This window comes from Terrabacter sp. Root181 (assembly GCF_001428505.1).
Taxonomy (GTDB): domain Bacteria; phylum Actinomycetota; class Actinomycetes; order Actinomycetales; family Dermatophilaceae; genus Terrabacter.
Genome location: NZ_LMHU01000008.1, coordinates 384,240 through 397,255, shown reverse-complemented (window position 1 = coordinate 397,255; position 13,016 = coordinate 384,240). Strand labels below are relative to the sequence as shown.

The window sequence follows — 13,016 nt, the reverse complement described above, 5'->3', positions numbered from 1 at the left end:
GAGACAGCGGTCGGCAACCTCCACGCCAAACACCGCTGGCACCACAACACCAAGACCGACGGCATCTGGACCTCCCGACCAGTCCCCGACGACGGCCCAGACGACAGTCTCGATGACGGCCTTGAATGGACCACCCTCACCGGCCGCACCTACACCACCCACCCCAAGAACTGGCGCGACGGCCTCGAGCCCCCACCACCACGACACCCACACCCACAATCACCGCCCGAGCAACCTGCCACACCAGCAGCGCTCACCCGATCCGAGGACGACCCACCACCCTTCTGAGCGCGCCAGCGCATGGTCGCCACGGGGTGGCGTGGCGTGAATCACTAGGACGTCCTACTAAACCGAACTCGCGAGTAGGATTACGCTTCGTGAGCACGAATGCCGACTTCGACCTGTTCCGGACCAGCGAGGACCACGAGGCCCTGAGGGAGGCCGTCCGCGCGGTCGCCGAGGACAAGATCGCCCCGTACGCCGCCGCCGTCGACGAAGAGGCGCGCTACCCCCAGGAAGCGCACGACGCCCTCGTCGCCTCCGACTTCTTTGCGCCGCACGTGCCCGAGGAGTACGACGGCGTGGGCGCCGACGCGCTCGCGACGTGCATCGTCATCGAGGAGGTCGCCCGCGTGGACGCCTCCGCCTCGCTCATCCCGGCCGTCAACAAGCTCGGATCGCTCCCGCTCATCCTCGACGGCAGCGATGACGTCAAGGCCCGCTACCTGCCACCGCTCGCCAAGGGCGAGACGACCTTCTCCTACGGCCTGTCCGAGCGTGAGGCCGGCTCCGACACGGCGTCGATGAAGTGCCGGGCCCGTCAGGACGGTGACGACTGGGTGCTCAACGGCCAGAAGTCGTGGATCACCAACGCCGGCGTGTCGGAGTACTACACGGTTCTCGCCGTCACCGACCCGGACGGGCCCCGGGGTGCCAACGTCACGGCCTTCGTGGTCGAGAAGTCCGACGAGGGCTTCACCTTCGGGGAGAAGGAGCGCAAGCTCGGCATCAAGGGCAGCCCCACGCGTGAGCTGATCTTCGACGACGTCCGGATCCCGGGCGACCGCGTCGTCGGTCAGGTGGGCGACGGCCTCAAGATCGCGTTGCGCACCCTCGACCACACGCGCGTCACCATCGGGGCCCAGGCCGTCGGCATCGCCCAGGGCGCGCTCGACCAGGCCGTCGCCTACGTCAAGGACCGCAAGCAGTTCGGCAAGCGCATCGCCGACTTCGAGGGCATCCAGTTCATGCTCGCCGACATGGCGATGGAGCTCGAGGTCGCACGCCAGATGGTCTACGTCGCGGCGGCCAAGTCCGAGCGCGGCGACAAGGACCTCACGTTCTTCGGCGCGGCGGCCAAGTGCTACGCCTCCGACGTGGCGATGAAGATCACCACCGACGCGGTCCAGCTGCTCGGTGGCGCGGGCTACACCCGTGACTTCCCGCTCGAGCGGATGATGCGCGATGCGAAGATCACGCAGATCTACGAGGGCACCAACCAGGTCCAGCGCCTGGTCATGGCCCGCCAGGTCCTCAAGTAGGCTGGGCGCCGCTCGCGCGGGGAGGCCGGGCCATCGAGCCGTGAGACCCGACGACGAGAAGGACGCCCGTGGACCTGACTCCTGACCTCCATCCGGACCCCGAGCCCGCGGTCAGCGTCATCATGCCGATCCTCAACGAGGAGAGGCACCTTCGCGACGCCGTCGCGATGATCCTCGCGCAGGACTACACCGGACCGCTCGAGGTCGTCCTCGCTCTCGGGCCGTCGACGGACCGGACCGACGAGGTCGCCGAAGACCTCGCCGAGGCCGACGCCCGTGTGCGCGTGGTCGCCAACCCGAGCGGCCGCACGCCCGATGCGCTCAACGCCGCGATCGGCGCCAGCACGGGCGAGGTCATCGTCCGCGTCGACGGCCACGCCGAGATCCCCGACGACTACATCAGCGTCGCCGTGGCCGAGCTGCTCAGGGTCGGCGCCGACAACGTCGGCGGGGTCATGGATGCCCGGGGCACCTCGACCTTCGAGCGCGCCGTGGCGTGCGCGATGCGCAGCCCGCTCGGTGTCGGCAGTGCGCGGTTCCACACGGGGGGCGAGGCCGGCGACGCCGACACCGTCTACCTCGGTGTCTTCCGTCGCGCGGCTCTCGAGCGGGTGGGCGGCTACGACCCGCACTTCGCCCGCGCCCAGGACTGGGAGATGAACCACCGCATCCGCGAGACCGGGGGCAAGGTGTGGTTCACGCCGGAGCTCAAGGTTACCTACCGCCCCCGCGCGTCGGTCAAGGCCCTGGCCAAGCAGTACTTCCACTACGGCCGGTGGCGCCGCGTCGTCGCGCGACACCACGAGGGCACCATCAACCCCCGCTACCTCGCACCCCCGACGATGGTCGGCGTCACCACCGTGGCCACGATCGCCGGTTTCGTGTGGGCGCCCGCCTGGTTGGTCCCGGCCGCGTACGCCGCGGGCGTGACGGCGGGTGGCGTTGCCATCAGCAAGGGGGAGGCCCCGGCGACCCGTGCCGTGACTCCGCTCGTCCTGGCGACGATGCACTGGTCGTGGGGCATAGGGTTCCTGACGAGTCCGGGCCGCCTCAAGCGCTGAACGTGGCTCACCGCCCACGCGGCCGCCACATCGCCCGACCTCACACACACCGCATCGGAAAGGGACCTCGACTGTGCTCGACCAAGCAAGGCTGCTGACGCAGCTGGCCCAGCAGACGGTGCGGCGTCAGGTCGCCAAGCGCAAGCTGTCCCAGCGCCTCGAGCGCACCGGCCTCGAGCCCGGGTCGGACGCGCCGTTCCGCTGCGCGGTCTACTTCTCCGACGAACCGGTCAACCTCTACCAGATCCGGCAGTGGTACGCCCCGCTCCAGGAGCTGGCGAAGACCCAGCCCGTCGTCGTCATCTCGCGCATGCCCGAGACGACGAGCCTGCTGCTCGACGAGTGCCCGCTCCCGGTCGTGCACGGCCCGCGCGTGACCGACATCGAGACGTTCATGGCGGGGCACGAGATCGGGCTCGTGCTCTACGTCAACCAGAACGTCCGCAACTTCCAGATGCTCCGCTTCGCCGAGCCGGCCCACGTGTTCGTGAGCCACGGCGAGAGCGACAAGTCCTACATGGCCTCCAACCAGCTCAAGGCCTACGACCGGGTGTTCATCGCCGGGCCGGCCGCGGCCGAGCGCCTGAGCGGCGCGCTCGTGGAGTTCGACGTCGCGGCGCGCGCGGTCGAGATCGGCCGGCCCCAGGCGGACGTCACCTACGAGGCGCCGCAGCTGCCCGACGACGGGCGCACCACGGTGCTCTACGCCCCGACGTGGGAGGGCGACCGCCAGAGCATGGCCTACGGCTCCATCGCCACGCACGGCGCGTCCCTGCTGACGAGCCTGCTGGCCGACCGCAGGTTCCGGGTCGTCTACCGACCGCACCCGAGGTCCGGGAGCTTCGACCCGGCATACGGCACGGCGTCCTCGCACCTGGCCCGCCTCGTCGGGGAGGCCAACCACGCCGACCCGACCGCCGGGCACGTCGTCGACACCGAGACCGCGTTCGGCTGGCACCTGGGCCGGCTCGACACGTGCATCACCGACATCTCCGCCGTCGCCCTGGACTGGCTCSCCACGGGCAAGCCGCTCGTGCTGACGCGCCCGGCGAGCCCGCGTGCCGACGTCGAGCCGACCCGGCTCAACACGAGCGTGCCCATGGTGACGGCCGACCAGGCGCGCGAGATCGTGGGCATCCTCGACGACGCGATGTCGGCGTCCGACGCCAGCCGCGCCGAGGTCGTGCGGCACTACTTCGGCGACACCAGCCCGGGTGCTGCGACGCAGCGTTTCGTGCGTGCGTCGACCGATCTCATCGAGGCTCGGCTCGCCCGGACGGTGAACCGAGCCTGACAGCGGTCCGGGCCGGCCCCGGACCGACCGCGAACGCGGCACACGGCGAGCACCCCTAGACTTCGGCGAGGATCGGGTGGGGGACCGCCCAGCCCGGCCCTGGATGCAGAGGCCTCGAGACAGCACGAAGGAGAAGGTGGTCTGCGCGCATGATCGGCGTGTCCCAGTTCCGTGGCCTGATGGCCAACCGTCAGGTGCTACGCACCCTCGTGGAACGCGACCTGCGCGTCCGGTATGCCGGCAGCGTGCTCGGCTGGGTGTGGACGGTGCTCGACCCGCTGCTCATGGCGCTGGTCTACTTCGTCGTCTTCACCCTCATCTTCACAGCGCGACAAGCGGGTCACCAGCCCTACTTCCTCCACCTCGTGACCGGTCTGTTCCTGTGGCAGTGGTTCGCCCAGAACATGTCGGAGACGTCCCGGGCGCTGCTGTCCGAGGCACGCCTCGTACGGTCCGCGAACCTGCCGCGTGAGCTCTGGGTGGTGCGGGTCGTCCTCGCCAAGGGCGTCGAGTTCGTGCTCACGCTCCCGGTCATCGCCGCCTTCACGATCTTCTACATGATCACCGGGCAGACCAAGCTGCACTGGACCATCGTGCTCATCCCGGTGTCCCTCGTGCTCACCTTCCTGCTGTCCGTGGGCATCGGCATGATCCTCGCCCCCGTGACCGTGCTCGTGAACGACATGGCTCGCGTCGTCCGCATCGTGCTGCGCCTCGGCTTCTACGCCACTCCCGTGCTCTACAGCGCCGACATGGCTCCGCCCGTGCTGCAGACCCTGCTCGCGCTCAACCCGATGAGCGGCATCCTCGAGCTGTTCCGGTCCGGCTTCTTCAAGGGTGAGATGAACCTCCTGTCGGTCGCCTCGGCCGTGGTGCTCACAATCGTGCTGCTGCTCGTGGGGTCCGTCGTGTTCAAGCGGCTCGAGCCCGCCGTGCTGAAGGAGATCTGATGGCCAAGCCGGTGATCGAGGTGCGCAACCTCGGGATCGAGTTCTACCGCTCCCGTCGTCGGCGCATGTCGCTGCGCGAGATGGTGCTCAAGCGGCAGAACAGCGCCCCCAGCGACACCTTTTGGGCGCTGCGGAACATCTCCTTCGACGTCGCCAAGGGCGAGGCCGTCGGTCTCGTCGGCGGCAACGGCAGCGGCAAGAGCACGCTCCTGCGGATGATCGCCGGCGTCATGCTCCCCGACGAGGGCCACGCCAAGGTGCGCGGCAGGGTGGCGCCGCTCATCGAGCTGACCGGTGGCTTCCTCGGCGAGCTCACGGCGCGCGAGAACGTCTACCTCGCGGCGGGTCTGCACGGCCTGACCAAGGAGCAGATCGACGCGCGCTTCGACGAGATCTTCGACTTCGCCGGACCCCAGGTGCAGGCCGGCATGGACATGCCGTTCCGTCACTTCTCCTCCGGCATGCAGGTGCGCATCGCCTTCGCGCTCATCACGACGCTCGACCAGCCCGTCGTCCTCGTCGACGAGGTCCTCGCGGTCGGCGACCGCGCCTTCCGTGAGAAGTGCTACGAGCGCATGGAGAACATGCTCTCGGGCGGCAAGACGCTCTTCCTCGTGTCGCACAGCGAGCACGACCTGCGCCGTTTCGCCGAGCGAGGCCTCTACCTGTCCTCGGGCGAGCTCAAGGGCGACGGCCCCATCGACGAGGTGATCGCCCAGTACAACGCCGACGCCGACGCGGACGCCGCTTCGTGAGGCTCGACGAGCGCCCGCTCGTCGGCGACGCTCGTGCCCGGGCCGTGCACGGCCGGTCGTCCGGTGGCGACGTCGTCGTGCTCGGCGGCGACGCGGCGACGGACCTGCTCGAGTCGCTCGAGCCCTTCGCGCTCGCCCACCGGGCCGGCGTGGGGGACGGACACGACGTCTCGGCGACCCTGCGGGCAGCCGCGGACGCAGCGGACGCCGTGGACACCGTGGACACCGCGGGACGGACCTCCGGCGCCCCGCTCGTCCTCGTCAGCCACGACCTGCGGATCAGTCCCGTCGCACTCCTCGACGTCCTCGACGGCCCTCGTGACGTGACCGCGGCTGCGGTCGTCGACGGCCCGGTCACCGACCTGCGCGGCGACGGGTCCGACGAGACGCCGGGCGGGTTCGCCCCGGCTCGCGTCGACCCGGTGTCGCGACGCATCACCTCGGTCGGCACGGTGCGCCACGTCGCCAGCGACCCGACCACGTATGCCGCCGGCATCCTCCGCGTCGCCGCGGCCGACCGCGTCCGCGTGGCCGAGGTCCTTCGGGCGGCAGCGACGAGCGAGTCGGCCCGGGAGCCGGGCATGCAGGCCTTCGACCTGGCCCTGCTCGCCGTGGTGCGCGACGCCGTCGTCCCGGTCGTGGCCGTGCCGCTCGCCCACGTCACCGTCGAGCGTGGTCACGAGCAGCGCCAGGGCGCGGCAGGCTCCGCCTGGCAACAGCGTCTGCGGGCGGCGTCGCGCGGCAACGACGGAGTCTTCTCGACGCACGCGATCCGTCCGCTCTCACGCCGCCTCACGGCATACGGCCTCGGTCGTGGCTGGACGCCCAACGTCGTGACCTTCGCCAGCCTCCTCCTCGGTCTCGCGGCGTGCGCCCTCGCCGCCGTCGACACGCGCTGGACGTGGGTCCTGGCTGCCGTCCTGCTCCAGGCCTCGCTCGTCGTCGACTGCGTCGACGGCGAGATCGCCCGGTTCACCCGCCGCTACAGCCCGCTCGGTGGGTGGCTCGACGCGGTCAGCGACCGCATCAAGGAGTTCACGCTGGTGGCTGCGGTCGCGTGGGTCGCGGCTCGGCGCGGCGACGACCTGTGGTGGTTCGCCATCGTCGTGCTGGCACTGCTCGCAGCCCGACATGCCGAGGACTTCGCCTACGCCATGCGTCACCGGGCCCTGTCGACCCGGCCGCTCGCGTCCCGTCCCCTCGACGTGCCCGGCGACGGGGGAGCGCAGGGGGCCCGCACCGTCGTGCCGGCCGCACCGACGGGCCGCGCCCGCGTCGTCCGCGACATCAAGCAGGTGCTGCATCTGCCGATCGCCGAGCGCTACCTCGTCATGTCGGTCGGCCTCCTCGTCTACAGCCCCGCCTTCCTCCTGTGGGCGCTCGGGATCGCGTCGGCCGTCGCGTTCGCGTGGACCCAGGTGGGGCGTCTCGGCAAGGCCGCGACGCGACGCGACCGTTTCCGCGCCGACCACCCGGACCCGACGCTGCCGCACCTCGTCGACCTCGCCGTGGTGCCGCGACCGACCGGTCGCGGGCGGTTCGCCTGGCAGGTGCCGGGGTTGCTCGTCGCCGTCGAGGCGGCGGCCCTGCTCCTGGCCGCGGGGCGTGACCCGGCTGCCGGTGCGGCCGCCTACGCCTGGCTCGCCGCGGTCTGCTGGCACGTCTACGACAACGTCTACCGCCTGCGCGAGACGGGCAGCGGCACGCCGCACGCCCTCGTGCGCGCCACCCTCGGCGTCGAGGGGCGCGTCGTCGTCCTCGCGCTGATCGGCGGCTTCACCGACCGTCCGGCCGCGCCGCTGCTCGTCGGCGCGGTCCTGCTCATCGTGGCGTATGCCGCCGAGTCCGCCCGCGGGTGGCGCGCGGTCATCGGGTCGGCCCCCGCCGGTCGGGCCACCGATGCGGCAGTGGACGGTTCGACACGGCAGGATGGCTCCTCGTGACGCACGACCCGACGAACGACCGCCCGAGCATCGCCGAGCTCAAGGCCGTCGCGCAGCCGCCCGAGCACATCGCCCGCTACAACGCGGAGCACTGGGCCGGCGCGCTCTACATCCGTCACCTGTCGATCTATGCCACGCGGGCGCTGCTGCCGACGCACATCTCGCCCAACGGCGTCACGTGGCTGATGATCGTCACCGGTCTGCTCGGGGCCCTCGCCATCCCGTTCGGCGGCATCGTCGGGCCGATCGTCGCGGTCGTCGCCATGCAGCTGCAGATCCTGCTCGACTGCTCCGACGGCGAGGTGGCCCGGTGGCGGCAGCGGTTCTCGCCCGCCGGCATCTACCTCGACCGCATCGGGCACTACGTCACCGAGGGGGCGATCCCCGTCGCGATCGGCCTGCGCGCCGACGGCTGGAGCCTGTCCGCGCCCGGCGACGTCGGCGGCTGGACGGCGCTCGGCATGCTCGTCGCCCTCGGCGTCCTGCTCAACAAGGCCTTCACCGACCTCGTCCACGTGGCCCGGGCCAAGACCGGTCGCCCGCCGCTCGAGGACGTCGAGGGCACGGCTCGCCCCAAGGCGTCGGGGATGGCCCGGCTGCGTGGCGCCTTCGACTACGTCCCCGTCTTCCGGGCGTTCGTCGCCGTCGAGGCCTCGATCCTTGCGCTCGTCGCGGCCGTCGTCGACGCCGTCCACGGCGACCTGCTCGGCACGCAGGTCCTCGTCGTCGCCATGGTGCCGCTCATCGTCATCACGGCCGGGGGTCACCTGCTGGGCGTGCTGTCCAGCTCGAGGCTCGACTGATGACCGGCGACGAGGCGCCCCTCGCGCGGCCGGCGCCGCTGCCGGTGCTGCAGTGGGCCCAGGAGCACGGCGAGGTCGGCGGCGTGCGCACGAGCCACGCGCAGCTGACGGCCGTCCTGCGGGCCGAGGGCATCCCGGTGTCCTACGTCGACACGGGGTCGGCGCGACGCGCGGCGGCGATGCTGCCGCGGCTCGGCCGCCGCTCGCTGCACCTGCTCCACCTGACGCGCCTGTGGCGGGCCATGCTGCTCGCCCCGGCGTTCGCGCTGCTGCCCGGACGCACGGTGCTCGTGCTGCACTCGGGATCGACGAGCGGGCAGGTCGAGCGGATGACCGCGTGGCGCCGGCGTGCGCTGGTGCTCGCGCTCTACGCGTACGACGAGATCTGGGCCGTCAACGACGAGATCGGGGCCATCCTCCCCGCGGCACTGCGCGCGCGCATCACGGTCGTGACGCCCTTCGACTCGTCGGCGGCGCCGGTGCCGAGCCCCTACGAGCGTGAGGCGCACGCGCTGGCCCTCGCGACGAACGCCGGGCTGGCCCACTACAACGCGCTGCTCGGGATCGAGACCACGCGCCTCGTGCGCGAGCGGTGGCCCGACGCGACGCTCACCGTCCTCGCGTACGGCAACGACACCCCGGAGGTCGACGCCCTGCGCCGGCTCGCCGAGACCGAGCCGTGGATCTCCGTGGCCTTCGACTCGCCGCCGGACCAGGTGTCGGCCGTCCTGTCCCGCGTCGGCACCTTCCTGCGCCCGACGAGCTGGGACGGCGACTCGGTCATCGTCCGGGAGGCCCAGGCCGCCGGAGCCACCGTCGTCGCGAGCGACACCGCTCCTCGTCCTGCAGGCGTCGTGCTCGCCGCTCTCGAGGCCGGGGCCCTCGCTGCCGCTGTCACGGACGGGGGACCCGTCAGCGACGGCAGCGGTCTCGCCCAGACGACGCTCGCCCAGGCCGTCCGCGCCACCGAGTCCGCCGCGGCTCGTCGCTGAGCAGGCGGACCGGTACCCTCGCTGACGACGAGGTGGGTCGCCCGCCCCGTCCACCCTGCCCTAGGAGAAGAGTGAGCAACCGGACCGTCATCACCTTCGGGACCTTCGACGTCTTCCACGTCGGCCACGTCCGAGTGCTCCAGCGTGCCGCCGAGCTCGGCGACCGCCTCGTCGTCGGGGTCTCGGCTGACGCCCTCAACATCGCGAAGAAGGGCCGACCGCCGGTCTTCAACCAGGACGAGCGTCTCGAGATCATCTCGGCGCTCAAGGTCGTCGACGAGGTCTTCGTCGAGGAGTCGCTCGAGCTCAAGCGCGACTACATCGTCGAGCACGGCGCGGACGTCCTCGTCATGGGCGACGACTGGGCCGGCAAGTTCGACTGGGTCGGCGACGTCTGCGAGGTCGTCTACCTGCCGCGCACCCCGTCGGTCTCGACCACGGGTCTCATCGAGCACATCGCCAGCCTGGGCTGACTCCCGCCCGGGCCTCCGCCGTCGCCGGCCTACTGCCCCCAGGCCACCGTGGACGCGTACGTCCCCGCCGCGAGCGGCGCCGTCAGGCGAGCTGCTGCCTGGACGCGGTAGACGAGCAGCTTCCCGTCGCTCGCGCGCCGGGCCAGGAGGTCGTCGCGGCCGTCGCCGGTGAGGTCACCGATGCCGCGGACCGCGCTCATCGCGTTCCAGCCCGAGGCGCCGATGTCGACGGCGGGGCGGAAGCCGCCGGTGCCGTTGCCCGGGTAGAGCACGAGCGCGCCGTCCGTGGCCCGCACCGCGACGAGGTCGCGCCGGCCGTCACCGTCGTACTCGCCGGAGGTCACCTGGCGGAGGCCGCCCCACCCGGTGCCGATCGTCGTGCTCGACACGATGCGTCCCGTACCGTCGCCACGGTGCAGGACGAGTCGCCCGTCGGTCGTCCGCGCGGCGATGTCGGTCTTGCCGTCGCCGTCCCAGTCACCCACGGGCACCACGAGGTTCACCGAACCCCACCCGGTCGCGAGCTGGTAGCGGCCCGCGTTGAGACCGCTCCTGCCCAGGCCGGGGTAGTACCAGGCCGTGCCGGCTGCGTCGATGGCGACGACGTCGCCGAGGCTGTCCTGGCTCCACGGGCCGACAGCCGCCGCCGCACGCATCCCGCTGAAGCCGGCAGACAGGATCTGCTTCGTCGTGAAGGCCATCGACCCGGTGTAGCTGACGGTCTTCAGGGTCGATCCGGACGGCAGGATGACGTCGGGGAGCCTCTCGCCGGTGACGTCGCGCGGCGAGATCGGGACGGACCGGACCGGGGCAGAGGTCACGGTCCACCACGTGCTGCGCAGGCCGAGCCGGGTCCGGAACGTGTCGCCGCTCACCGTGCTCGTGCCGGCGGATCCGGCGACCGTGACGGAGGCGACGCGTCCGCCCCACGTCCCCGTGCCGCCACCGCCGGTGCGGGAGCCGACGGCGATGGTGCGCAGGGTGCCGACGGTGGGGAAGGCCTTCTCGACCGACGCCGCCGTGAGCGAGGTCGTCCAGGCGCTCGGGTTGGACGCCGAGACCACGGCGCCGTCATAGGGGTCCGTCTTCGCCGGGAGGTAGGCCGTGCCGCCACTGACCGTGCGGCCGCCGTTGGACGCGGAGTACTGCGTGTAGGCCGGCTTGCCGCCGTAGGTCAGGACGTTGCCGGCCGTCGCGGTCGTGGCGTTCGTCGACCGCGTGTCCTCGTACCGGCGGACCAGGGTGCCCGCCGAGCTGTAGTCCGCGATGCCGTTGTACGCCTGGCACGACACGTCGCAGATGTCGTAGACGCGCGAGCCGGCCGCTGCGCGAGAGTGCGCGGCATACGTGCGGGCGGCGACCGCCTGCGCCGACAGGGCCGCTGCGGGCCAGCTCGCCGACATCTCGACGGGCACCACGGCGCGGGTGTAGCGCTCGGAGCCGACGAGGTTGACGGCATACGCCTTGCCGGAGACGGGCACGACCCGCACCGACCCGGCGTACTCGCGCTGGGTGCCGCTCGGCAGCAGGACCCGGACCGAGGACGTGGAGGGACGGCTGACCGTGAGCGGCAGCGTCGACCCCCGCCAGGTCGTCACGACGAACCAGCCGGCGCCCGAGTTCGCCTGCAGCGTCACGGCCGAGCCCTCCGGAACGATGCGCCATCGATAGGTGCTCGGGAGGGTGGACTGCCGCTTGCCGTCCGAGACGACCATGCCGCTGACGTTCGAGAACTGGGTGCCGGACGTGCCGACGGCGGAGAGCCAGACGCGCAGCGTCGGGTCCCCCTGGGCGGTGCGCGTCGTGCCGGGGTAGTAGAAACCGACGATCTGCTGCCACGTCAGGGCCTTCGTCGCCGCGCCGTAGGCACCCCACTGCGACAGCCCGACGCCGTGGCCGAAGCCGCGACCCGAGAGGGCGAACGTCGAGGAGGCCGGGCGGGCGTACGTCTCGAGGGCGGGGACGGCCGGCTGGGGGTCCCACTGCCCGTCGCGCCAGATCGTGCCGGCGCCGCTGCGGATGGCCGGCAGCTGCTGGGCGTATGCCGTGTCGCCGGGGCAGCCGGTCAGGCTGAGGTCCCGGTGCCCGATGGTGCGCGGCAGGGTCACCCTCTCGCCCGGGTCGAACTTCGAGTTGCCCGCGGAGGTGAGGGTGACCGAGCTCGTCGGGTCGAAGAGGGACCGGTCGGCCTCCCACGCGACGAGCTTCGTCACCGTGCTCTGGGTGGCGGCCGGGAAGGGGACGGACGTGAAGTCCCCGATGACGGAGATGCCGGTCGTCTCGGCGTTGAAACCGCCCGCCTGGGCCCCCTGGACGAAGCCGTCCGGGCTGCCCTTGCGGCCCTCGTAGGCCCGACCGAAGCGGTCGACGAGGATCTGGTAGCCGATGTCGCACCAGCCCTGGCTCTGCGTGTGGTACGAGTAGATCGAGCGGATGATCGCGGGCGCCTGGTCGGCCGTGTAGGTGTTGGAGTTGACCGTGTGGTGCACCACGACGGCCTTGAACCCGGGAAGACGTTCGGCGTCGCAGGTGCGCAGGCTCTCGTCGGCGCCCCACTCCGCGCGAGAGATGATCGTCGGTCGCGTGACGGCGGCGACGGCCGAGCCCGCGGGCGTGGCCAGGGCGTCGTCTGCGCTCGAGCGTCCTCCGTCGACGAGGCTGGCCCGAAGGCCGCGGGGGAGGGTGCCGTCAGGGGTCGTCACGCGGACGTCGAGGCCGTCCGAGCCGGCCGCGGCGACGGCCTCGGTGCCGGGGCGGGCGTGGCGCGCGTCGGCGGAGCCCGGGTCCGGACCGTCCCCGTCGAGCTCGAGGTCGGTCCAGCCCGACCATCCGCTCTCGCCGTGGGTCCGCACCTCGACGTGGGTCCCGGCGGGCGGTGCCGAGTCGAAGGTGACACCGGCGAGGTCGAAGTCGACGCCCTGCACCTGCTTCGTGGCGACGACGGGGTCACCGGCGCCGTGGCGGTCGACCGCGTCGGCACCGGTGCCGGACGCCGTGGTGGAGCGTTTCGCGGTGCCCGCGCCGACGCCGGCCACGGCGGGGATCGCGACGTCGTGGACGACCGGTGAGACCGGTCGGGGCGTGGCACCCGAGGTCACGGTGGGAACGACCATGAACGTGGCGCTGAGCGCGACGACGGTGAACGAGGTGGGGATGAGGCGCACGAGAGTCACTCCTGGGTGGAAGACGGCGATCGTCCCAAAT

Annotated in this window: 10 protein-coding genes and 1 pseudogene; 10 read left to right on the top strand and 1 reads right to left on the bottom strand. The window is 71.8% G+C overall.

Features of this window, described 5'->3' with window-relative positions:
• The 10 genes and pseudogenes from ASD90_RS24415 to ASD90_RS18165 all read left to right on the top strand — a co-directional run.
• A pseudogene (locus ASD90_RS24415) lies at positions 1-288 on the top strand (HNH endonuclease); the annotation flags it as partial.
• Positions 289-377: 89 nt separating this feature from the next.
• A complete protein-coding gene (locus tag ASD90_RS18205; protein ID WP_056759594.1) occupies positions 378-1,541 on the top strand; it encodes an acyl-CoA dehydrogenase family protein in 1,164 nt (387 codons plus the stop codon).
• A 68-nt stretch (positions 1,542-1,609) separates the two neighbouring features.
• Positions 1,610-2,602 (top strand): glycosyltransferase family 2 protein, encoded by a 993-nt coding sequence (locus ASD90_RS18200; RefSeq protein ID WP_082588833.1) that lies wholly within the window; start codon positions 1,610-1,612, stop codon positions 2,600-2,602.
• A 73-nt stretch (positions 2,603-2,675) separates the two neighbouring features.
• The gene (locus ASD90_RS18195; RefSeq protein WP_056759593.1) at positions 2,676-3,896 is read left to right on the top strand and encodes a CDP-glycerol glycerophosphotransferase family protein; all 1,221 of its coding nucleotides are present in this window, start codon (positions 2,676-2,678) and stop codon (positions 3,894-3,896) included.
• A 149-nt stretch (positions 3,897-4,045) separates the two neighbouring features.
• The gene (locus tag ASD90_RS18190) at positions 4,046-4,846 is read left to right on the top strand and encodes an ABC transporter permease (protein WP_056759592.1); all 801 of its coding nucleotides are present in this window, start codon (positions 4,046-4,048) and stop codon (positions 4,844-4,846) included.
• Positions 4,846-5,601: an ABC transporter ATP-binding protein gene (locus ASD90_RS18185; protein ID WP_056759591.1), complete on the top strand. Its 756-nt coding sequence runs from the start codon at positions 4,846-4,848 to the stop codon at positions 5,599-5,601. Before ASD90_RS18190 ends, ASD90_RS18185 begins: the two co-directional genes overlap by 1 nt.
• On the top strand, positions 5,598-7,544 hold the full coding sequence (locus ASD90_RS18180; RefSeq protein ID WP_056759589.1) for a DUF5941 domain-containing protein: 1,947 nt from the start codon (positions 5,598-5,600) through the stop codon (positions 7,542-7,544). Before ASD90_RS18185 ends, ASD90_RS18180 begins: the two co-directional genes overlap by 4 nt.
• Positions 7,541-8,347 (top strand): CDP-alcohol phosphatidyltransferase family protein, encoded by an 807-nt coding sequence (locus ASD90_RS18175; protein WP_056759588.1) that lies wholly within the window; start codon positions 7,541-7,543, stop codon positions 8,345-8,347. Before ASD90_RS18180 ends, ASD90_RS18175 begins: the two co-directional genes overlap by 4 nt.
• Entirely contained in the window at positions 8,347-9,339 is a 993-nt protein-coding gene (locus ASD90_RS18170) for a glycosyltransferase family 1 protein (protein WP_056759585.1), read from the top strand. Before ASD90_RS18175 ends, ASD90_RS18170 begins: the two co-directional genes overlap by 1 nt.
• 71 nt (positions 9,340-9,410) lie before the next feature.
• The gene (locus ASD90_RS18165) at positions 9,411-9,812 is read left to right on the top strand and encodes an adenylyltransferase/cytidyltransferase family protein (RefSeq protein WP_056759584.1); all 402 of its coding nucleotides are present in this window, start codon (positions 9,411-9,413) and stop codon (positions 9,810-9,812) included.
• 29 nt (positions 9,813-9,841) lie between these two features.
• Here the strand turns inward: ASD90_RS18165 and ASD90_RS18160 are convergent, their stop codons facing one another.
• Entirely contained in the window at positions 9,842-12,976 is a 3,135-nt protein-coding gene (locus ASD90_RS18160) for a SpoIID/LytB domain-containing protein (protein ID WP_056759582.1), read from the bottom strand.
• Positions 12,977-13,016 lie beyond the last annotated feature (40 nt).